The sequence below is a fragment of the Paenibacillus sp. J22R98 genome (assembly GCF_059383835.1).
Genome location: NZ_JBXENW010000010.1, coordinates 268,127 through 288,355, shown reverse-complemented (window position 1 = coordinate 288,355; position 20,229 = coordinate 268,127). Strand labels below are relative to the sequence as shown.

Below are 20,229 nucleotides of genomic sequence, written 5' to 3'. Positions count from 1 at the left end.
GACGAATACTAATCGGTCGAGGGCTTATCCTACGAACATTCGCTCGGATGTTCAACTTCGGATCAAGATCAGCTAAACAAGACCTTCGCAAAGGTTCGTATCCAGTTTTCAGGGTGTGATCTTCACTTATATTGAATAAACACCCCACCTAGCAGTGGGTTTTTTATTGGCCTTTAGCTCAGCTGGTTAGAGCGCACCCCTGATAAGGGTGAGGTCGGTGGTTCGAGTCCACTAAGGCCAACCATTCCCTTTGGGGCCATAGCTCAGCTGGGAGAGCGCCTGCCTTGCAAGCAGGAGGTCAGCGGTTCGATCCCGCTTGGCTCCACCATGAATTTGTTTCAAACTATTCCCTGATAGCTCAGTTGGTAGAGCACTCGACTGTTAATCGAGTTGTCACAGGTTCGAGTCCTGTTCGGGGAGCCATTTATCTGGAGAGCTGTCCGAGTGGTCGAAGGAGCACGATTGGAAATCGTGTAGGCGCTAACCGCGTCTCGAGAGTTCGAATCTCTCGCTCTCCGCCAGATATGGCCCGTTGGTCAAGTGGTTAAGACACCTCCCTTTCACGGAGGTAACAGGGGTTCGAGTCCCCTACGGGTCACCATTTATTTCCCTGGAGGCTTAGCTCAGCTGGGAGAGCATCTGCCTTACAAGCAGAGGGTCGGCGGTTCGATCCCGTCAGCCTCCACCATTTAAGGTTTACTTGTATTATCGCGGGGTGGAGCAGCTCGGTAGCTCGTCGGGCTCATAACCCGAAGGCCGCAGGTTCAAATCCTGCCCCCGCAACCAATTTTACTGCGGAGCCGTGGTGTAGTGGCCCAACATGCCTGCCTGTCACGCAGGAGACCGCGGGTTCGAATCCCGTCGGCTCCGCCATTTCTTTATAAGTTCGGCTCGGTAGCTCAGTCGGTAGAGCAGAGGACTGAAAATCCTCGTGTCGGCGGTTCGATTCCGTCCCGAGCCACCATTTTTAAACTGTAAGTTCATATGCCGGTGTAGCTCAGTTGGTAGAGCAACTGACTTGTAATCAGTAGGTCGTGGGTTCGACTCCTATCGCCGGCACCATTATGGAGGATTAGTGAAGTGGCTAAACACGGCAGACTGTAAATCTGCTCTCCTTGAGTTCGGTGGTTCGAATCCATCATCCTCCACCACTTTTTTATTATGGCGATCGTGGCGAAGTGGTTAATGCACCGGTTTGTGGATCCGGCATTCGTGGGTTCAATTCCCATCGGTCGCCCCATTTTTTAACTAAACCAAATGCTTCATGTTGGGGATTAGCCAAGCGGTAAGGCAACGGACTTTGACTCCGTCATCCCTAGGTTCGAATCCTAGATCCCCAGCCATTTTTGAGCCATTAGCTCAGTTGGTAGAGCACCTGACTTTTAATCAGGGTGTCGTAGGTTCGAGTCCTACATGGCTCACTTTATCTTGTTACGCGGTCATGGCGGAATTGGCAGACGCGCTAGATTCAGGTTCTAGTGTCAGCAATGACGTGGAGGTTCGAGTCCTCTTGACCGCACCATCTGCGGAAGTGGCTCAGCGGTAGAGCATCGCCTTGCCAAGGCGAGGGTCGCGGGTTCGATTCCCGTCTTCCGCTCCATCATGGCGCCATAGCCAAGTGGTAAGGCAGAGCTCTGCAAAAGCTTCACCCCCAGTTCGAATCTGGGTGGCGCCTTGAATTTTTTTATGAATCGCGGGATGTAGCTCAGCTTGGTAGAGCACCTGGTTTGGGACCAGGGGGTCGCATGTTCAAATCGTGTCATCCCGACCATATTTTCTGCGGGTGTAGTTCAATGGTAGAACTTTAGCCTTCCAAGCTAATAGCGTGGGTTCGATTCCCATCACCCGCTTACCTTATTAGAAAAAAGCCTTTTATCCGTTGGGATAAAAGGCTTTTTTCTATGTTGCGCACGTAAGGCGCTATTTTGCATTTACATCCGGCTGATGAATCCCAATAATGTTACCTTCGGTATCGATATAGTACCCTTGCCAAGCCATGCCGGGCAGTGCGTATTTCGGCAGCGCGAGTGTGCCTCCGAGCGCCAGAATTTTGGCCTCAGTCGCATCATAGTCGCCAACGCCCATTGTGCAGGCAAAACCATTCACAGGCTGTCCAGGCTCCGGAGAAGCACCATGGCGCTGCATCAAAGCGCCGTTGATTCCCATTCCATCGGCTTCCCCCGTTATAGCTCCAAAATAGGGCATTCCGGCATAGCTGCTGTAGTCCTCAAACTTCCAGCCGAATACCTCTCCATAAAACTTCTTAGCGCGGTCCATGTCCGTGACATGAATCTCGAAATGAACGACTCTTCCCATGATTACCTCCATTGTTTTGGCTTCCTTACTTGATTCTTTTTATAGGGTTTCCTTTCCTACTTGATCCATAACAATTAACAAAATAAAAAATTATAAACGGCTAGGTAAAGCCGGACTAATTTGCTTAATACTACCATTCCCTTCAATTGAGAGCCAGGTTAGGGTACAATTGATATAGGTTGTTTGAATTGTAAAGGGGTTAAGGTATGGATTTGGAAAAAGAAATGCTGCAGTTGAACGTAAACAATGCGATCAAAGGCGCGGTGAAAACGAGTTTAAAGGACATCCTTGGGCAGTTAACCAAGGATCGGTTGAATTTCATTGCTGCAAACTGCGCGCTAGCGGGGCGCTCCAAGCTGAAGAAGCAGGAGCTCGTAGATGCGCTTTGCGATAGAATTACGAATGTGACGCAAGTACAGTCGGCTTTCCTTACAGCAGAGCCGCAGGAATGGAAGCTTGTGAACCGGCTGCTGGAAGTTCCGTACATTCAGGATAACGCGATATATGCGGATGCTTACTTGTTTTTGATGGATAAAGGATTGGTATTCAGCTTCCTCGAAGGGGACGAGCTGTTCTTTGTGATGCCGGAGGAAGTGAAGGCCGCGTATAAGAAGTTGGACCAAAAGTTGTTCCAAGAAAATCGCAACATTAACCAACTGGTGCTGCGGTACATGGAAGCCGCTGCTAACTTGTATGGGATCTGCCCCGTGCATAAGCTCATTGAGATTATTAACGAACAGAACGACGTTAGCTTGACGGAGGAGAAGCTTCTTGCGATCCGTTTATCCGTCTCGGATAAAGTGCTGACTTGGGATATCCAGCGTGGCTTTCTATTTAGCGACAGCCTAGATGGAGAAGACTTGGACGATTATGAAGCGTTCTTGGAGAGCGTGAAGGACAAGCCGTATTACGTTCCTCCAAAGGAAGAGCTGCTTCTGTATGCGAATATCGACTATTTCGAGAAGACGCCTCAGCTGGAAGCATTGAAAAACTATATCATGCAGGACCTGGGCAAAGTGGAGAAACTGGCTGAAGCGCTGGCGGATGATATTCAGTTCTCATGTGCGATGGAAGAGCCGCTTAGCGTCATTATGGAAGAGTTCGATCAGCGCAAGATTCGCCTGAACAAGAAACAGCTAAAGGATGTTACGCCGCTAATTATTAACGTGCATAACAATACGAGAATGTGGTCCAATCGCGGGTTTACGCCTGATGAACTAAGACCGAAGCCGGAACAGAACTCGAATGTGGTCCAGTTCCCTGCGGCATCCACGAAAATCGGAAGAAACGAACCGTGCCCATGCGGCAGCGGGAAAAAACATAAAAAGTGCTGCCTGTAGGGTATGGAGATTCAACTCGCACAGCGAACGATTGACGTTCATGTCGCCTATGGGCCGGGTAAGAAGCTATCTATCCAGATCGAGCCTACAGGTTTCATCACGGTGAAGGCTCCCAACGGCACCAGCGACGAACGGATCATAAATGCAGTGAAGCAGCATGGACCGGCAATTACGGCACAACTTGATCGGATTGAGAAATCCCGCGAAGCGTTGACGGTGAAGGAGTATCAGGAGGAGGGCAAGTTCCTCCATCTGGGCAAATACTGTTTGCTGAGCGATCTCATTGATACAACGGCGCAGACTGAAGAAGAGCTTCGGTTACGCTTGAAGAAGTTTTATTTTTCCAGCTGTAAGAAGGTTGTATTGGAACGGATTCCAATCTATCAGAAGCAGCTGAAGGTCGCGCCAAAGTCGATCGAGATCGTAGAGTCCCTCAGCAAGTGGGGAAGCTGCAGCTCGAAGAAGCAGCTGACCTTTAACTATCGTCTGGCCATGGCACCGATGGAGGTCATCGATTACGTCATCATTCATGAGCTGTGCCACCTGTCGCATATGAATCATGATCGGTCGTTCTGGAGACTTGTAGGGAGCGTTATGCCGGACTACAAAGAGAAGGAAGCGTACCTAGCGCGGTATGGACAGGCTATGACGCTGTAGTGCTTTGCTCAAAACTCTTTGGCTCCGCATAATAGAAAACCACATCCGCGGAGGATGTGGTTTTTGCTTTATTTATGTACAAAACCAGTATATTTCTACAGTCATTCCACTAAGTTCTATTAGGACACTTTTGACTGAGGGGATGATTAGGCTATGTCACGGATCATTTCAGTGATCAACTATAAAGGCGGGGTGGGCAAGACAACAGTCACATCTAATCTTGCTGCAGAAGTAGCAAATAGCGGCTTTAAAGTATTAGTGGTTGATCTTGATCCGCAAACCAACTTAACATTCTCTTTTTTGAAGGTGGATGACTGGGAGCGCAATTACCAAGAAGAAACGATTAAAAAATGGTTTGACGCATTTATCGATAATGATCAAGAGGTTAACTTAGAGGATTTACTCATTAAACCAGAACGTGTAAATAAAAGACTACAGGAGTTGGGAGCTAGCGGTAGCATAGATTTGATTTCCTCTCACCTTGGTTTGATAAACGTTGATCTTGAGCTTAGCGCAAAGCTCTGGGGAGGTAGTGACAGGGCGAATCGCAGAAACTTTCTCAAAGTACATTCCCGTTTAAAAGAAGGCCTTCGGCAAATAGAAACAAAGGAATATGATTATGTGCTAATTGATTGCCCTCCTAATTTTAATGTTGTAACCAAGACCGCTATCATCGCCAGCGACTTCTTGCTAGTTCCGGCAAAACCGGACTTTTTATCGACGATTGGAATTGAACAGCTTAATAAAAATGTAACGGAACTTGTATCTGAATATAATGCCAAAACGCAATATGAAGAAGTTCGGCAGGAATTCAGCATCATTTCACCTACATTCGAAGGGGTAATCTTCACCATGGTCGGAATCAGGGAAGGCCTCCCAATCAAAGCGCAGCAGCAATTTATCTCTCAGGTTCAAAGATTAAAGATTCCCGTTATGGAGACGATTATCAGGGATAATAAAACCTTTTATGCGGATGCTCCCGAGTCTGGAATTCCTGTCGTACTTGAAGATGTAAACAACGGAACTTTCGAGCATGTGCGACAAGAGCTGAGAGCGCTTGCTCGAGAAGTGATCGCTAGAGTTAAATTGCAAGATGGAAGGGGGAGTAAACGGTGAATGCGTTTAAAAATGATATGGCCAAAATCTATAAGTCATTCGCACAGGCACTGTCTGAAATGAGCGACGATGAGTTCCATGCTCTCATGGAGGGAAAGGGGAAATTGAAATATGTGCCCGGAGATAAGGTAGTAAAAGAAAAGGTGGAAAAGAATTCGAGCGTAGAAGTTGGTTACATAGTAGAGAAGCTCTTGATAGCGGATACAAGAGAAATGGCTAGAGAATATCTTATGGAACAGAATTTATCGAAGAACGATTTAATCAAGCTAACGTTACTATTGGATATCTTCATTAATAAAAGTGATGGGAAAGAAAAAATGATGGAGAAGATTGTGGAGTCAACAGTTGGTGCCAGGATACGATCCAAGGCCATTAAGGATACTCAGATCAGGACCAGCTCGGCACGTAAGAAAGGTTGATCCTACTAAAAAGTAAAAACCACATCCCCTATGGATGTGGTTTTTACTTTGGGATGGGGAGCACGCTCCCTAATCGGTCTTACGGATTCCAAATACGGTACAGAATGACCGCCGCTTCGGCGCGGGTGAGCGATTCGTGCGGTGCGATTTTGCTGTTCTTGCCGTTGATGATTCCGGCTTTCACCAGAGCTGCGGCGCTGTCTTGTGCATAGCCTGAGATCGCGGCGGCGTCAGCATAAGCATCCAGAGCTCCGGCAGTTCCGAGCGGCTTGCCGGCGACTGCCAGTGCGCGTGTCGTCAGCACCATCATATCTTGACGGGAGATTGTGCTGTCTGGCTTGAAGGTGTTATTTTCGAAGCCGGTTGCGACTCCCAGTTCCTTGGCGATGACCAGCTCGTTGTAATAATAAGCGGATTGCTCGATATCGCTGAACATTGCACCTGCTTTGCCTGTGCCGTGAAGTTCAAGCGCTCTTACGAGAAGGGCAATGAAGTCAGCACGTTTGATGGAAGCTGCCGGAGAGAAGTTGTTCTCGGCTGTTCCTTTAATAATATCGTGCGATGCCATAACATCCACGGCTTGTTTGGCCCAAGGGACATGTTGCAGGTCGCCGAAGGACTTAAATACGGAACCTACCGCATAACTGCTGAAGTGGGTCGTTTGGAAAACAACCGATTTAGTTGCTGCATCATACCGAGCGTTCGGAATCTGCGTCGCGTTGCCTTTACCATCGATGTACCAAATGACGAGATGCTCCGGATCGTTAAGCTCTTCCGCTGTTGGCGTGTAAGGGATGGCTACCGATACGGGCGCAGTCGGATTATTCCATGCAAGAGCAGTGTTGCCTGCGACTAGGTTTAGATCGATAACCGGACGGTTGCCGATCAGCTCGCGGGTAGCGGCATCTAAGCTGTCTGGCGAAGCTTTGCCTACACGGATGGATACTTGCTCTGCTTTGTCTGTCACGTTAGACAGCATGTTGCTTGGAATTTGGAGCGTTGCGTTCTCGGTCTTCACCGTAAGGACGAAGGATTCTTGCCCTTTCAGACTTTGCGCCCGCAGTTGCACCTCGTACGATGCCGCGTTCGCTTGCTTCGGTAACTCGATGACGACTTGTTTCTTGCCGTTAGAAGCCGGAGCGGCTAGCTCCAATGCCTTCTTCAAGTTGTCACTGGAAATCGTGCCGATGGCGCGTCCGTTGTCCGTCTTCATTTCCGGGTTGATCGAAATGACACCATTCTGGTTCTGGACATTGCCTGTTTGTGTATCAACGATGCTGCTGATTGGCGAAGTCGCCGTAGTGGCAAGAGTAAGTACCCCGTACACGGATGTGTCCATATAGCCGTTGCCGGTTGTATCGTTCCATGCGGTAACACTTTGACGGGAGCCGTCCTTAGCGTCATTGATCTGTACGTCAAACCCGAGCTTCTTGTCGTTAGCCGGCGTAATCGATTCCAGAGGAATTTTCATTTCAACCGTGTAGTTAGTGCCGGAAACCTTGGTTGCGGACGCAAAACCGTCTGCCAGGCTTGTCGGATTAAACGATGTTTCATTGTCGAAGTTCACTCGGTACTGCCCGTCATCCTCTTGGTAGAACGAGGTTTTCGCATTGTTTTGATCCAAGAAGATTTCGACGGAGTCCTGCTCATATTTGTTTACGCTTGTTTTGTCGAGCTGCGCGTCGCTAACTTGAACCAAAACGTAGAGATTTTGATTATCCCAGAGCGCTTTGGCAACTCCGCTAGCTCCTTGCCATGCCGTCTGATACCGGTTAATCGGGATTTCCGGTGTCTGGCTCCAAATCGCGTCAACGGTTCCATCGACTACCGGTGTGGCAAATTTAGCTGTTGCTTGGTTGGCTTCCGCCAAGACGGGTTGATGCTCTTCCATGAATGCGGCCGGGTCGATGACGCCGTAATAAGCCGGTTTGGCCTGCAGGTTCTTATCAAACAACAAGGGGTTGGAGGCAGCTCTCCAGCTCGTGTTGTCATCCATGCCCCAGAGGGTGACACGCTTGATGTCGGCAGCATGCGCGTGGAAGATATCAAACAGCTGCGCGTAGAGATAGCCTTGAGCATTGGCAAGCGGTTCGGAGAGCTGATAGTTGCTTCCGGCCTGAATGTCGAGCTCCGTGATGCTGATTTCTACCCCTAATGAAATGAACTTCTCCAATGAGAGTTTTACATTGTCCGGGTTCGTATTCACGCTATAATGCGCCTGCATCCCGATACCATCGATGAGGCGTTTACCAGGGTGTGTCTCTGCATATCGATCGTTAATGTCTTTGACCATGTTGTAGATCGCTTGCGCTTTATTCTGGTTGTCTTCGTTGTAATCATTGTAATAGAGCTTGATGTCCCAAGCTGGATGTGCGTCCAGTACTTCTCTTGCTGCCAGGAATGCTTGCTCGATATAATCCGTTCCGATCGCATTATACCATGGCGTTTGGCGCAAGGACGCTTCCCAATCTGCCGGGTTCGATGGGTTATCGTTCATGGCTTCGTTGACGACATCCCAAGAAATCACCTTGCTGCCGAAATGCTCCATGACCGTTTGGATATGGGTCTTCAAATTAGTGAGCGCTTCTTCACGGCCCAGTGGAATCGTGTTGTTATCGACATCCTTAGTCGTATTTAGCCAAGCAGGGGATTGCTGATGCCATACCAGTACATGCCCGTGCATCTGCATACCTTCAGCGAGCACTTTATCGACAAGAGCATCGGCCGCCGTAAAAGTGAAGTTGCCCTTCGTAGGCTGAAGCGCGTCCGGCTTCATGGCGTTGCCAGCTGTAGCAACGTTGAAATGCTGCTTCAGAAGCTCAAGTCTGACGCCTTCCAGATCCTCCGCGGAGATCGCGTTTCCGATTAGGAAATCGTCTTGGTACTTGTCTTTAATCGGAGCCAGATCCTTCTGAATGGAGATCGGCCCGGAGCCTGTGCTCTCAAAGCTGATATCGTCGATATAGTAGGAAGCTGTTTTGTTAGTGGAGCTCTCTACATAGATCGATAAGAACTCGCTGCTTACATTGTTGTAGCGGTAGGTGCCTTCGTACTTCACCCAGCCGTCGCTTGCACTGATTGTTTTGCCTGCGAGCTGAACATAGTTGGCGCTGCTTCCTTGACCAACCTGCGTGGAGAGCTGAAGCTGTGAGCTAGCCGGAGAGATCAGCTTCACCCAGGCCGTAATTTTATACTCGGAGCCCTTATCTACATACTTCTCTACGCGTAATGTCGGTCCATGCCACGCATCTGTTCGACCTTCCACTTTCAAAGCGTAAGAGCCCTCGTCGGAATGATTGGCTTCATTCGTTACGGTCAGAGTTTCCGTACCTGCTCGGCCTTCGAAGCCGCCCGCCGTTTGATCCTCAAACGTAACGGTGCTGAAATCCAAAGCCGGCGGCCGCGGCTCTTCTACCACTGGCACATCCGGTTCTACTTGCTGGGTGATGAGGATATCGCCAACGTAGAACGGCACGGTTTTACCGGTTTCGTTCGATTGAACACGCAGGCTTATGTCCTTGCTCGTATCCACCGTAAACTCTTTCGTCAATGTGAAAGCGGCACCTGCAGCTAAGTTAGCGCCAGCCAAGAAGCCATAGCTGTTAACCGTCTGCAGATAGGCTTGCGAGCCGTCAGGCACAACCGTACCCGAGTCCACATAGCCTTGCACGGTTACGGTGTAGGTTTTACCGTTTTCCAAGCCAATGTCGCTGAATTTGAAATCTGCCGCGTCCCAGGTGTTTGCTCTGTTGCTTACGGATAGAGCTGCCCCGTCGGCATTGCCATCAAACACTTTACCGGTAACTTGCGTCAAGTTCGCGCCGCCGGATTGCGTTGCAGCACCTTTGCCGCTTGCAAAAGCTTCGTGGTATACCGTAGCGACGTCTGTCGCTGGTTTCATCGCGGTGATGAGGATATCGCCAACGTAGAACGGCACTGTTTTACCGATTTCGTTCGATTGCACGCGCAGGCTTGTGTCTTTGCTTGTATCTACCGTAAATTCTTTGGTCAGCGTGAAAGCGGCACCGGCTGCTAAGTTAGCGCCAGCCAAGAAGCCGTAGCTGTTAACCGTCTGCAAATAGGCTTGTGAGCCATCTGGCACCACTGTGCCCGCGTCCACATAACCTTGCACGGTTACGGTGTAGGTCTTACCGTTTTCCAGCCCGATGTCGGTGAATTTGAAATCTGCCGCATCCCAGGTGTTCGCTCTGTTGCTTACGGATAGAGCTGCCCCATCGGCGTTACCATCAAACACTTTGCCGGTAACTTGCGACAAGCTCGCGCCGCCGGATTGCGTAGCAGCACCTTTTCCGCCGGCAAAGTCCTCGTGGTAAACGACGGTCGTCTCTGCAGCCGCGGCCTTTACAATCGGGGGCTGCAGGCCGGAAGGAAGAAGCAAAGCTGCTGCCAGCAAAATGGAGAGTACTCGTTTAATTGTTCGGGTCATTGTATTGCATCCCCCTGCGAAGTGAATTTGGTAAAGATAAATGAAGCGCTTACAATAAAAGCTGAATGAGACCTCCTTTCCGTACTTAACCTTGATTATAGCCTGTGTTAAAAACTTGTTTTACCAGAAGAAGTAAACAATATATTGTACTAATTAAATATTAGAGCCAATTTGTTGTAGTATAGAAGATAATGTAAGACTTCGAAGGAGGAGCTTTGCGGTGGGAATCTTATCGAGGTTTAGGGACGTGATGAAAGCAAATATGCATGGTTTGCAAGGCAGTGCGGATGACCCGGAGAAGACTGTAAAGGCATATATGCAGAGCTTACATAGCGATCTTGGTCAAGTGAAGGCGGAGACGGCTGCGGTACAGCTTGAGGAGAGCAGAGCCAAGCGGAAGCGGGACGAGTGCAGCGCGGAGATCAAAAAGCTTCAGCGTTACGCGGAGAAGTCCGCGGAGTCCGGTGAGGATGACAATGCCATCAAATTCCTCGATCTCAAATCGAAGCAGACCGACAAATTCGCAGAGCTGGAGGCCGTGTACACCCGAGCTGCTGCGAAGGCGACGATGATGAAGCATATGCAGGATAAGCTCGTGTCTGATCTGGCGCAGCTGGAAGCGCGGCATGCAGAGCTGAAAGGGAAGTTGGCGGATGCCAATACGCAGCAGCAAGCTGGCAGTGGAGCGGGCGCTGCCTTCAACGCCATGGAAGAGAAGGCCAACCAGGCTTTGAACGAGGCGATGGCTCTCGCTGAGGTTAGGGCAGGCGCGCAGGAAGACGATCTGGATGTATTGATCGCCCAGCTCGAGAAGGATGCAGAAGCGGGTACGTCTGCAGCAACTGTAAAGACAGCACCCGAAGATGAGCTCGCAGCAATCAAGGAAAGATTAAAGTCGAGGTGAGCCAAGTGACGGCGGTTATCGAGTATAAGTGTCCCAATTGCGGCAGCGGAATGGTATTCGACGCGGGCTCCGGGACGTTGTCATGTCCAAGCTGTGGACGACAGGATCAGGTGGATCAGATCCCCGATCCGCTGAAGCAGCAGCCGTTTACGCAAGAGGAAGTGAAGGAGTATCACTGCAACAGCTGCGGCTCGGTCATCGTGACCGAGCTGGAGACAAGTGCGACGACATGCAGCTTCTGCGGATCTGCCGTGGTGCTGAGCGATCGGCTGTCGGGTGGTTTTGCCCCGGTGATGGTGATTCCTTTTACAATTCCCAAAGAAGCCGCAATGAAGGCGTTCAAGAAATGGTGCAGGAACGGATTGCTGACGCCTAAAGGATTTATGACGGCGGACCGCGTCGCAGGGATCACAGGGATGTATGTCCCTTTCTGGCTCTATGATTTACATAACGGGATTGAGGTTCACGGCCAGGGAACTAGGGTTAGAATCTATACACAGGGCGATTATAGGTATACGGAGACACAGCATTTTAACATCTATCGCAAAATCCGGCTGGACTATGCGAGACTGCCAATCGATGCATCGGAGAAAATGAATGATGAGCTGATGGATAAGCTGGAGCCGTTTCCCTATGACCAGCTGAAAGCATTCAAGACACCATATCTGGCAGGTTATATGGCGGAGAAATATAGCTATGATGATGAACAGTTATTCCCGCGAGCCAAGGAGAAAACGAGCTCGTACATCGATGCGTATATTGCTTCAACGGTACAGGGGTATTCGAGCGTGATGTACACCGACAAGCAAGTTGACACGACAGTGAAACAGGCGGATTATGTGCTGCTGCCCGTATGGATGATTAGGTACAACTATAATCGGCGGGAGTACACGTTTGCGATGAACGGCCAGACGGGGAAAGTCGTGGGTAAACCTCCGATCAGCAAAGCGAAGGTAACCGCATGGTTTGCAGGGGTTTCTGCCGTTTCATTCGTGGGGTTAAAGATCGTTTCCTGGATGATGGGAGGCGGGTTCCTATGAGCAAACATACTAGGATTCTAGCAGCGATCATCATGTTCGCGATTTGTTTGATGGCGTTAATAATGCCCGCCTTGCCTACAGCGACGGCAGCAACAACAGCGAGCAAGAAGCTGATTTTTGATCAGGCGCATCTGCTTAGTGAACAAGAACAAGTTGAGCTGAGCGCGTTGGCGACTAAATACGGGGCCGATCGAGAGACGGACATCATCATTCTTACATCCGATAATAAGGAAAACCAAGATGTCCAGCTGATGACAGAGGATTTCTATGATAATCAGGCTCCGGGGTACGATAAGGCTCACGGCAATGCTGTTATTTTGACCATGGATATGAACAATCGCCAGGTTTACTTGGCCGGCTTTGGCAAAGCGGAATCTTATCTCGACAGCGGCAGGCTGGATAAGATCCGAAACGCGATTTCACCGGATCTAACGCGCGGTGATTATGCAAAAGCATTCACCAGGTATATCACAATTTCGCACAAATATATGGGGTTCAAGCCCGGTGTAAATCCCGATAATATTTTGTTTACCATCTGGTTTCAGCTGGGAGCTGCTTTAGTCATTGGGGGCATTGTTGTCAGTGTCATGGTGTTCCGTTCAGGCGGCCGCGTTACGGTCACTCGGGCGACATATGAGGATGCCAGCACTTCAGGCGTGTTAGAGCATGCGGATCAGTACATGCGGACGACGGTTACCAAAAGCAGAATTCCGAAGAACAAAGGCGGCCGCGGTTCAGGCGGCGGTGGCGGGACCAGCAGCGGCGGTCACTCCCATAGCGGAAGCAGAGGGTCTTTTTAATAGCCAATAATGCGGACTATAGAAGGGATGGGATTAGAATGGGGCTTTTCGGGAATCAATTCTCAAACGTTGTGGAATGGGAAGAATTTAGGGATGATATGATTTTCTGGAAGTGGAACAATCGCGAGATTAAGAAGGGCAGCAAGCTCGTTATTCGCGCCGGCCAGGATGCTATCTTTCTGAATAACGGTAAGGTCGAAGGGATATTCAAGGATGAGGGCTCCTTCCAGATCGATTCGGACATCATTCCCTTCTTGTCTACGCTGAAAGGGTTTAAGTTCGGTTTCAACAGCGGCATGCGAGTAGAAGTTCTCTTCGTGAATACGAAGGAGTTTACCGTAAGATGGGGCACGCAGAACCCGGTACTGATCCCAACTCCGCAGCTTCCGGGCGGGATGCCGATTCGCGCCAACGGTACGTTTATTTTCAAAGTAAGCGACTATATGGCGCTGATCGATAAGATTGCCGGCGTTAGACAAGATTATTTGGTCGAGGATGTCAAAATCCGAATGACTGCCGTTCTGGATCAGCTGCTGATGAAATGGATTAGCCGAGAGGGCAAGGATATGTTCAATCTGCAGGCGAACGCATCGGACATTGCAAAGGGAATCCGCGAGGATTTGGATATGCAAATGATGGACATTGGGATTGCGATTACCGGTTTCCAAGTGATGAGCTTCAATTATCCGCAAGAAATTCAGGATATGATTACGAAGACGGCTTCGCATGAGATGATCGGCAATTTGCAGAAGTATCAGCAGGTAAGCATGACCGATGGGATCTCGTCGGGCAAAGTACAAGGCGGCGGCGCTGCCTCGGATATGGCCGGTATGATGATGGGCATGAATATGGCGAATGAAATGCTGAAAAATATGAACCAAAACCAGAATCAGCAGCCTGCGGCAGATAAAACCCCGGATACGGCGCCGGCTCCTTCATCCACGGGAAGCAAGAAGCCGAATTTCTGTCCCAATTGCGGGGCCAAGAATGAAGGAGCTAACTTCTGCCCGAATTGCGGTCAGAAGCTGGGATAGGGTAATTTGGAGGAAGCTAGATCATTCGTCCTATAAAAAACAGGGATTGGATGGAAAATGTCGAAATGGGATAGGTAATCCTACCCTACTCTAATGAGATTTGTTTCGAGGATGGTTACACGCGGATTGGAAAGCGGAGATCGAAATGCAGTATGCAGGTAGAATCGTGATTACGGCTTTTGTAGTGGCGTTGGTAGTGATGGCTCGCATTTACGGAAGCATGTATTATAATTTCCCGCTCTTCCAATTACCTTATCTTGGCCTGCCTGCGGTATTGATTTGCTGGTGGTTGGGTAACCAATATGACAAGGTCAAATTTTATGCGGAAAAGGATGTACTGACCGAAATCTACAACAGGCGATTCGTTATTCAGCAATTCCCCAGACTTCTTGCGCGAATGGACAAAAGTAATCAAAGCTTGCGATTGTATCTCATTGACGTAGATAACTTTAAACATATTAATGATTCGTACGGACACGAAATGGGAGACAAGGTGCTCCAAGCGATTGCAACGATCTTGTCATCACATGCTACCGATAAGGCAATCATCGCCCGTTGGGCGGGAGATGAATTCCTGATCATTTCCCCCTCTTCCAACCCGGACGAGGAAGAGGTGATTCCGACACAAATTAAAGACACACTGAAGATATTATCTAAAGCGTTCAATATGGATGTTTCGGTTTCTATTGGCACTGCTGTGTATCCGCGAGATGCCACAGTCTTGGACGATTTACTTAATGCAGCAGAGCGTGAAATGTATGAAATGAAGTCACGTCAGCGTAAAACCACATTCGCATGAGGATGTGGTTTTTTTCTGTTAAAAAATCGTGAATGGCATTAATTAATAAGGTTAATAGTCAGAATAAAAATAAAATTTGGAATTGTTAAAAAAATGTATTGTGGGATAAATCGCTTTCATTTACACTGATGCTATCAGACAGGCAGAGTGTATGCCTGGAAGATATGGAAGACAATTGAATCCGAGTTGGAGGCTTGTTAAACCAAAAGGAGGCTATTTAAATGGCGGCAGGGAAACAGAAAAAGATGTTATTCGGTGCGGTCGCGGGTGTGATGCTTGTAAGCGTTATGGCAGGCTGTAACGACAACGGCGGCTCGGGGAAGAAGGTCACGCTGCGGATGATCGAGAGCTTAACGAGCCCGGCCCGAACAACGGTTTTGAATGAAATGATTTCCAAGTTTGAAGCAGCCAATCCGAACATTAAAGTTGAATTGATTTCGCCTCCTTTTGACCAAGCCGACAACAAAATCAAAACCATTCTCGGAGCTAAGCAGGATCTTGACGTATTGGAAGTACGGGACTCCACTATTTCGGAATTTTCCAATAACGGCTATCTTGAACCACTTAATGACTACGTGAAAGATTGGTCCGATTATGCGACCGAAGTCGACGTAGCCAAGTCGGTGGCTTCGCTTAATGACAAGCTGTATTTTATAACGAACGGTATGTATCAGCGACAGATGTTCTATCGCAAAGACTGGTTCCAGGAGAAAGGCATTCAGCCGCCGACGAATTATGAAGAAATGGTGGCAGCCGCGATCAAGCTGACCGACGCAAGCAAAAACCGCTATGGGTTCTCGTTCCGCGGCGGAGCAGGCGCTAACGGCGTTCCGGATACGATGATTCTTAACTACAACTTCGATAATATCGATCATGATGATTCGACGTTCCTGAAAGACGGCAAGACGATGTATTCCACGCCGGAAGCGAAGAAAGCAGTTGAGCTGTATGTGAAGCTTTACAATGAAGGCTCTCCGAAAGATTCAATTAACTGGGGCTACCAAGAACAGGTTCAAGCGTTCACATCCGGAGTAACCGGCATCCTGCTGCAAGACCCTGACGCGATCCCGGCGCTATTGGAGAAAATGGATGTCAACACCATTGGCACAGCTCCGATGCCGAGAGGGCCAAGCGGTAAGGCATTTACGGCAACCGGCGGCGCAGGATGGGGGATCACCAGCTACTCGAAGAACAAGGATGAGGCCTTTAAGCTGATCGCCTTCCTATCGAGTCCGGAACAAAATACGTATTTTGCTCAAAAAACGGCACTTATTCCGATTCATACTACAGCCAGCCAAGACGCATTCTTCCAAACGGATATGTATAAGTCGCTGCTTGAGATGTCCAGCAAGCCGGACGAATTCGTTAACCTGAAGGCAAACACGAAATATCCGGGTATTGGCCAATGGGGCCAAATTGCGATGGAAAGCGGACAATCCATGCTGCTCGGGAAAGTTTCCGTTGATGATACCTTGAAGCAATGGGATAAGTTCTGGGCCGAACAAAGAGCAAATTTGAAAAAGTAATGGATGCACAAGGGACGATGGGTGGCGAGCAGTCACCCATCGTTACCACTTAACTCCTAAAGGTGGTGCGATTCATGAAAGATGATCAGCCTTCCATCATCGGGCGAGTGCAGGCAAGTTACCGCAATTCGCCGCGCGGCTTCATCTTTTTCAGTTTGTTACCCACAGTGGTCCTAATGCTTGTATTTACATACTATCCTTTCTTGCGCGGTATCGTGATGGCGTTTCAAAACTATCAACTCTTCGATCTGACCAACGTTCATTTCATCGGCTTTGACAACTTTAAGCATATGTTTGAAGACGCAAAATTTAAACATGCCTCGATTAACAGCATCTATTGGGTGTTCATCTCCCTTATATTACAATTTACGATCGGAATGACAGTCGCACTTCTATTGAACAAACGGTTCCGCGGCCGGGGAATCTTTCAAGGCTTTGTTTTCTATCCATGGGCGTTATCCGGGTTTCTGATCGGCCTGATTTGGAAATGGATGTTCAATTCACAGATCGGGGTCATCAACGACTTGCTGCTCCGAACCGGAATCATTCATGAGCGCATCGGCTTCTTGTCGGATCCGAATTGGGCGATGGTTTCGGTCATTGTGGCGAATATATGGTATGGCATCGCTTTTTTTGCGATCATGCTGCTGGCCGCGCTGCAATCGGTGCCTTCAGAGCTGTACGAAGCAGGGAGCATGGACGGTGCTAACGGTGCGCGCAAGCTGCTGAACATTACAATGCCTTATATTATGCCGACTGTCATTACGACTACGCTGCTGCGCGCGATCTGGATATTCAATGATCCATCGATCATCTATGGGTTAACGAACGGCGGGCCGGCTGGCTCCACGCATATTTTGTCCTCCCTGATGCTTGATAAAATCATGTACGGCGGCGATTATGGTGCAGCTTCTGCAATCGGCATCCTGATGATCGGCATTCTCATGCTCTATACGATCTTTTATTTAACCGTGACGAGATCCGAGAAAATGGGGGACTTCTAATATGAAGCGGCACCTGTCGAAAGGGTTGAAGGTCGTCTTCTTGGCGATCTATTTAATGGTGATGGTGTTTCCGCTCTATTGGATTGTTATCACATCCCTGAAGCCGCAGAAAGAAATTTTCTCGTTCCCGCTGAAATACTGGCCAGATCATTTGAGCTTTCAAAATTACATCAACATTATTAAAATTTCCAAGTTCCACATCTATATCGCCAACAGTATGCTGATTTCCCTCAGTGCTGCCGCGGTTGTTGTCTGCATTGCGATTCTCAGCGCCTATGTGCTTGCCCGTTTCAAATTTCGCAGTCACCGGCATATTATGCTGGGATTCTTTCTGACTCAGATGCTTCCGGGCTTCGTGGCGCTGGCTCCGCTCTATTTGCTCATGTCCCGCTTAGATTTAATTAATACGCGATCCTCGCTCATTCTGATGTACACCGTCGGCTTGATTCCATTCTCGACCATATTGCTCAAAGGGTTTTTCGAACGGATTCCGTCCAGCCTTGAAGAGGCAGCAATGATCGATGGCTGCTCCCGGTTGTCAGCCTTGCTGCGAGTCATTATGCCGGTCATGCTGAATGGGATTGCGGCCACTTTTATTTTCGCCTTTGTGCAGAACTGGAATGAATTGTTCATGGCGGTCCTATTTATCGATGACGAATCGCTGAAGACGCTGCCCGTGGCTATGAATTCCTTCGTCATGAAGTTCGATGTGGATTGGGGCGCGATGTCGGCCGGAACCGTGTTATCCGTCATTCCGACCATCGCCTTGTTCGCCGTTGCACAGCGCTTTATCGTCGAAGGTTTGACGCAAGGGGCTGTTAAGGGATAACAGCCGGCGTACAGGAATGGAAGGAGGAGTAAAACGGATGGCAGAGAAGAACGATCGAGAATGGCAGTACACTTTGACTGCGCATGACGCCGTCGATGAACGACATCACGGATCGATTAATATTCCAATCTATCAAACAAGCCTATTCGCCTTTGAGTCGTACGATAAATTTCAAGAGGCTGCGAAGCAGCAACAGACCCATCATGTCTACTCGCGGGGAAATAATCCGACCGTGCGGTATTTAGAGGACAAGCTGGCCGAGCTGGAACATGCGGAAATGGCGAAGTGCTTCGCTTCGGGGATGGCTGCGATCTCAGCCGCGATCCTCTCGACGGTAAAGACAGGCGACCACATCGTTTGCGTGGATCAGGCGTACGGACCGACACGAGCTTTCGTGACCCAGTATTTGAAGCGCTTCGGCATCGAATCGACGCTTGTGGACGGAAGCTCGCCGGAGACTATTCGTGCAGCGCTTCGCCCGGAGACCAAGCTGCTCTACTTGGAAAGCCCGACGTCGATGCTGTTCCAGCTGCAGGACCTGGCAGCCTGTGCGGAGCTTGCCAGCAGCCGCGGCATTGTTACGATTATGGATAACTCCTGGGCTACGCCTGTATTCCAGCGTCCTTTGGAACTTGGTATCGACCTCGTCGTTCACTCCGTTACAAAGTACATCTCTGGGCAAAGCGATAGCGTGGCCGGTGTGGTGCTCGGATCGGAGCGACTCGTCAGTCGGATTGCGGAGGACGAATATATGCTGTTCGGCGGTATTATGACGGCACATACAGCGGCACTGGTCACCCGCTGCCTGCGTACGCTGCCACTTCGCATGGAGAGGCATGAGCGCAGCGCTCTGAAGGTCGCGACTCATATGGCGAGCCAGCCTTATGTGCTGCGAGTCAATCATCCCTCGCTCCCGGCACATCCGCAGTATGAGCTTGGACGAAAGCAAATGAACGGCTCGAGCGGCTTGTTCTCGTTCGAAACGGCCGAGTCGCCGGAGAAGATGCGGCAATGGGCGGGCCAGCTGAAGCTGTTCAAAATCGGGGTCAGCTGGGGCGGCTTCGAATCACTCGTTACCGTCAATCCGGCCTTCGCCGGTTGTACGGCAGAGGCTCGAAGCCTGATCCGTCTGCATATCGGATTGGAGAGCGCCGACGATTTGATTCGCGACTTGGATCAGACATGGGCGCAAGTTTGTGATTTGCAGCTATAGCAGCTTTAAACAGCTTGGATTCGTATAAGCGGGGAGTGATTCGTTTGTGGCTAAGATTCAACGGCAATTGATGCCTGAGCTGGTCTCGCAGGAAATTCAAAATTATATTGAAGAGAAAGGTCTGCAGGAAGGAGATAAGCTTCCTTCAGCTGAGGTATTGGCGCAGATGTTCGGCGTCGGTCGCTCTTCGCTCCGAGAAGCGCTGCGCTATCTGGAGGCAATTGATGTCCTCTCCGTGGCCAACGGTAAGGGGATCTATGTTCGTGATGTGGGGACATATCGATTTGCCGGCAAAATCAAAATAGAAAATGAGAAGCGATTTTTGCTTTCGATATTAGATGTGCGTCGGGCGCTGGAGGGGAAAGCGGTTGAACTGGCAGCCAAACGGATTACGCAGGCTCAAATTGATGAACTGACAGCCTGTCTGAACGAATACAGCCGACTGAAAGAATTGGGGAAACCGACCTCGCAGATCGACTTGGCATTCCACCGGGGTGTTATGAGTGCGGCGTCCAATCCGATCTTAGCCAGCGTGCTGGAGTCGATAGCTGCTCTGTACGAGAAGTTTTTCAATGAACCGCTTGGCGAACAGAAGCTGTTCGACGAAACATATGAGTTTCATCACACTATGTTCGCCGCAATCGCTGTTCACGACCCGGTTCAGGCACTGGCCGAATTTAACAAGCTTATGGATTGCATCGAGAATATCATCAAAACCTATTGATCGCTCATCGCTGTTAACCCACATCCTCATGCGGATGTGGGTTTGATTATGTAAATATACA

At 49.4% G+C, this 20,229-nt stretch carries 16 protein-coding genes and 19 tRNA genes; 33 read left to right on the top strand and 2 right to left on the bottom strand.

Annotated elements, in window-relative coordinates:
- Nucleotides 1-167: 167 nt before the first annotated feature.
- The 19 genes from AC50Y3_RS25325 (at nucleotide 168) to AC50Y3_RS25235 (ending at nucleotide 1,850) form a co-directional block, all read left to right on the top strand.
- A tRNA-Ile gene (locus AC50Y3_RS25325) sits at nucleotides 168-244 on the top strand.
- Nucleotides 245-252: 8 nt separating this feature from the next.
- Nucleotides 253-328: transfer RNA gene (locus AC50Y3_RS25320), tRNA-Ala, on the top strand.
- Nucleotides 329-347: 19 nt separating this feature from the next.
- Nucleotides 348-423 (top strand) — tRNA-Asn (locus tag AC50Y3_RS25315).
- Between the two features lie 7 nt (nucleotides 424-430).
- Nucleotides 431-521, top strand: a tRNA-Ser gene (locus tag AC50Y3_RS25310).
- Between the two features lie 5 nt (nucleotides 522-526).
- Nucleotides 527-601: transfer RNA gene (locus AC50Y3_RS25305), tRNA-Glu, on the top strand.
- A gap of 11 nt (nucleotides 602-612) precedes the next feature.
- Nucleotides 613-688 (top strand) — tRNA-Val (locus AC50Y3_RS25300).
- A gap of 21 nt (nucleotides 689-709) precedes the next feature.
- Nucleotides 710-786: transfer RNA gene (locus tag AC50Y3_RS25295), tRNA-Met, on the top strand.
- Between the two features lie 10 nt (nucleotides 787-796).
- Nucleotides 797-873, top strand: a tRNA-Asp gene (locus tag AC50Y3_RS25290).
- A gap of 15 nt (nucleotides 874-888) precedes the next feature.
- Nucleotides 889-964, top strand: a tRNA-Phe gene (locus AC50Y3_RS25285).
- A gap of 22 nt (nucleotides 965-986) precedes the next feature.
- Nucleotides 987-1,062 (top strand) — tRNA-Thr (locus tag AC50Y3_RS25280).
- A gap of 4 nt (nucleotides 1,063-1,066) precedes the next feature.
- Nucleotides 1,067-1,151: transfer RNA gene (locus tag AC50Y3_RS25275), tRNA-Tyr, on the top strand.
- 13 nt (nucleotides 1,152-1,164) lie between these two features.
- Nucleotides 1,165-1,240, top strand: a tRNA-His gene (locus AC50Y3_RS25270).
- A 28-nt stretch (nucleotides 1,241-1,268) separates the two neighbouring features.
- A tRNA-Gln gene (locus AC50Y3_RS25265) sits at nucleotides 1,269-1,343 on the top strand.
- Between the two features lie 5 nt (nucleotides 1,344-1,348).
- Nucleotides 1,349-1,421: transfer RNA gene (locus tag AC50Y3_RS25260), tRNA-Lys, on the top strand.
- Between the two features lie 14 nt (nucleotides 1,422-1,435).
- Nucleotides 1,436-1,522 (top strand) — tRNA-Leu (locus AC50Y3_RS25255).
- Between the two features lie 3 nt (nucleotides 1,523-1,525).
- Nucleotides 1,526-1,600, top strand: a tRNA-Gly gene (locus tag AC50Y3_RS25250).
- A gap of 4 nt (nucleotides 1,601-1,604) precedes the next feature.
- Nucleotides 1,605-1,675 (top strand) — tRNA-Cys (locus AC50Y3_RS25245).
- A 19-nt stretch (nucleotides 1,676-1,694) separates the two neighbouring features.
- A tRNA-Pro gene (locus AC50Y3_RS25240) sits at nucleotides 1,695-1,771 on the top strand.
- Nucleotides 1,772-1,779: 8 nt separating this feature from the next.
- Nucleotides 1,780-1,850, top strand: a tRNA-Gly gene (locus AC50Y3_RS25235).
- Between the two features lie 70 nt (nucleotides 1,851-1,920).
- Here the strand turns inward: AC50Y3_RS25235 and AC50Y3_RS25230 are convergent.
- Nucleotides 1,921-2,316 carry a VOC family protein gene (locus tag AC50Y3_RS25230; RefSeq protein ID WP_494821487.1) on the bottom strand — a complete coding sequence of 132 codons (396 nt, stop codon included), beginning with the start codon at nucleotides 2,314-2,316 and terminating at the stop codon, nucleotides 1,921-1,923.
- A gap of 206 nt (nucleotides 2,317-2,522) precedes the next feature.
- Between AC50Y3_RS25230 and AC50Y3_RS25225 the strand changes: the two genes are divergently transcribed.
- The 4 genes from AC50Y3_RS25225 to AC50Y3_RS25210 all read left to right on the top strand — a co-directional run bounded on the left by AC50Y3_RS25225 (nucleotide 2,523) and on the right by AC50Y3_RS25210 (nucleotide 5,848).
- Complete coding sequence (locus tag AC50Y3_RS25225) at nucleotides 2,523-3,656, top strand: YecA family protein (protein WP_494821486.1); 1,134 nt, start codon at nucleotides 2,523-2,525, stop codon at nucleotides 3,654-3,656.
- Nucleotides 3,657-3,659: 3 nt separating this feature from the next.
- Nucleotides 3,660-4,313, top strand: a complete 654-nt coding sequence (locus tag AC50Y3_RS25220) for a M48 family metallopeptidase (RefSeq protein ID WP_494821485.1) — start codon at nucleotides 3,660-3,662, stop codon at nucleotides 4,311-4,313.
- A gap of 153 nt (nucleotides 4,314-4,466) precedes the next feature.
- Complete coding sequence (locus tag AC50Y3_RS25215) at nucleotides 4,467-5,429, top strand: ParA family protein (protein WP_494821484.1); 963 nt, start codon at nucleotides 4,467-4,469, stop codon at nucleotides 5,427-5,429.
- The gene (locus AC50Y3_RS25210; RefSeq protein WP_494821483.1) at nucleotides 5,426-5,848 is read left to right on the top strand and encodes a hypothetical protein; all 423 of its coding nucleotides are present in this window, start codon (nucleotides 5,426-5,428) and stop codon (nucleotides 5,846-5,848) included. The genes AC50Y3_RS25215 and AC50Y3_RS25210 overlap by 4 nt, the downstream gene beginning before the upstream one ends.
- 79 nt (nucleotides 5,849-5,927) lie before the next feature.
- Here the strand turns inward: AC50Y3_RS25210 and AC50Y3_RS25205 are convergent, their stop codons facing one another.
- On the bottom strand, nucleotides 5,928-10,295 hold the full coding sequence (locus AC50Y3_RS25205; RefSeq protein WP_494821482.1) for an endo-1,4-beta-xylanase: 4,368 nt from the start codon (nucleotides 10,293-10,295) through the stop codon (nucleotides 5,928-5,930).
- A gap of 220 nt (nucleotides 10,296-10,515) precedes the next feature.
- On the opposite strand from AC50Y3_RS25205, the gene AC50Y3_RS25200 reads away from it, so the two are divergent.
- The 10 genes from AC50Y3_RS25200 to AC50Y3_RS25155 all read left to right on the top strand — a co-directional run bounded on the left by AC50Y3_RS25200 (nucleotide 10,516) and on the right by AC50Y3_RS25155 (nucleotide 20,168).
- On the top strand, nucleotides 10,516-11,199 hold the full coding sequence (locus tag AC50Y3_RS25200; RefSeq protein WP_494821481.1) for a PspA/IM30 family protein: 684 nt from the start codon (nucleotides 10,516-10,518) through the stop codon (nucleotides 11,197-11,199).
- Nucleotides 11,196-12,239, top strand: coding sequence for a TFIIB-type zinc ribbon-containing protein (locus AC50Y3_RS25195; RefSeq protein WP_494821480.1), 1,044 nt, complete (start codon nucleotides 11,196-11,198; stop codon nucleotides 12,237-12,239). The genes AC50Y3_RS25200 and AC50Y3_RS25195 overlap by 4 nt, the downstream gene beginning before the upstream one ends.
- A complete protein-coding gene (locus tag AC50Y3_RS25190; protein ID WP_494821479.1) occupies nucleotides 12,236-13,039 on the top strand; it encodes a TPM domain-containing protein in 804 nt (267 codons plus the stop codon). The genes AC50Y3_RS25195 and AC50Y3_RS25190 overlap by 4 nt, the downstream gene beginning before the upstream one ends.
- A 38-nt stretch (nucleotides 13,040-13,077) precedes the next feature.
- Nucleotides 13,078-14,073, top strand: coding sequence for an SPFH domain-containing protein (locus AC50Y3_RS25185; RefSeq protein WP_494821478.1), 996 nt, complete (start codon nucleotides 13,078-13,080; stop codon nucleotides 14,071-14,073).
- A 145-nt stretch (nucleotides 14,074-14,218) separates the two neighbouring features.
- Nucleotides 14,219-14,872, top strand: coding sequence for a GGDEF domain-containing protein (locus AC50Y3_RS25180; RefSeq protein WP_494821477.1), 654 nt, complete (start codon nucleotides 14,219-14,221; stop codon nucleotides 14,870-14,872).
- Between the two features lie 221 nt (nucleotides 14,873-15,093).
- Nucleotides 15,094-16,398 (top strand): ABC transporter substrate-binding protein, encoded by a 1,305-nt coding sequence (locus AC50Y3_RS25175; protein WP_494821476.1) that lies wholly within the window; start codon nucleotides 15,094-15,096, stop codon nucleotides 16,396-16,398.
- 74 nt (nucleotides 16,399-16,472) lie between these two features.
- The gene (locus tag AC50Y3_RS25170; protein WP_494821475.1) at nucleotides 16,473-17,402 is read left to right on the top strand and encodes a carbohydrate ABC transporter permease; all 930 of its coding nucleotides are present in this window, start codon (nucleotides 16,473-16,475) and stop codon (nucleotides 17,400-17,402) included.
- 1 nt (nucleotide 17,403) lies between these two features.
- Nucleotides 17,404-18,231, top strand: a complete 828-nt coding sequence (locus AC50Y3_RS25165; RefSeq protein ID WP_494821474.1) for a carbohydrate ABC transporter permease — start codon at nucleotides 17,404-17,406, stop codon at nucleotides 18,229-18,231.
- Nucleotides 18,232-18,268: 37 nt separating this feature from the next.
- Nucleotides 18,269-19,444, top strand: a complete 1,176-nt coding sequence (locus AC50Y3_RS25160; RefSeq protein ID WP_494821473.1) for a trans-sulfuration enzyme family protein — start codon at nucleotides 18,269-18,271, stop codon at nucleotides 19,442-19,444.
- Between the two features lie 46 nt (nucleotides 19,445-19,490).
- Entirely contained in the window at nucleotides 19,491-20,168 is a 678-nt protein-coding gene (locus AC50Y3_RS25155; protein ID WP_494821472.1) for a FadR/GntR family transcriptional regulator, read from the top strand.
- Nucleotides 20,169-20,229: the final 61 nt, after the last annotated feature.

Coding starts and splice junctions, on each gene's coding strand:
- AC50Y3_RS25230 (WP_494821487.1), bottom strand. CDS start 2,316: ATGGGAAGAGTCGTTCATTTCGAGATTCATGTCACGGACATGGACCGC.
- AC50Y3_RS25225 (WP_494821486.1), top strand. CDS start 2,523: ATGGATTTGGAAAAAGAAATGCTGCAGTTGAACGTAAACAATGCGATC.
- AC50Y3_RS25220 (WP_494821485.1), top strand. CDS start 3,660: ATGGAGATTCAACTCGCACAGCGAACGATTGACGTTCATGTCGCCTAT.
- AC50Y3_RS25215 (WP_494821484.1), top strand. CDS start 4,467: ATGTCACGGATCATTTCAGTGATCAACTATAAAGGCGGGGTGGGCAAG.
- AC50Y3_RS25205 (WP_494821482.1), bottom strand. CDS start 10,295: ATGACCCGAACAATTAAACGAGTACTCTCCATTTTGCTGGCAGCAGCT.
- AC50Y3_RS25190 (WP_494821479.1), top strand. CDS start 12,236: ATGAGCAAACATACTAGGATTCTAGCAGCGATCATCATGTTCGCGATT.
- AC50Y3_RS25185 (WP_494821478.1), top strand. CDS start 13,078: ATGGGGCTTTTCGGGAATCAATTCTCAAACGTTGTGGAATGGGAAGAA.
- AC50Y3_RS25180 (WP_494821477.1), top strand. CDS start 14,219: ATGCAGTATGCAGGTAGAATCGTGATTACGGCTTTTGTAGTGGCGTTG.
- AC50Y3_RS25175 (WP_494821476.1), top strand. CDS start 15,094: ATGGCGGCAGGGAAACAGAAAAAGATGTTATTCGGTGCGGTCGCGGGT.
- AC50Y3_RS25170 (WP_494821475.1), top strand. CDS start 16,473: ATGAAAGATGATCAGCCTTCCATCATCGGGCGAGTGCAGGCAAGTTAC.
- AC50Y3_RS25165 (WP_494821474.1), top strand. CDS start 17,404: ATGAAGCGGCACCTGTCGAAAGGGTTGAAGGTCGTCTTCTTGGCGATC.
- AC50Y3_RS25160 (WP_494821473.1), top strand. CDS start 18,269: ATGGCAGAGAAGAACGATCGAGAATGGCAGTACACTTTGACTGCGCAT.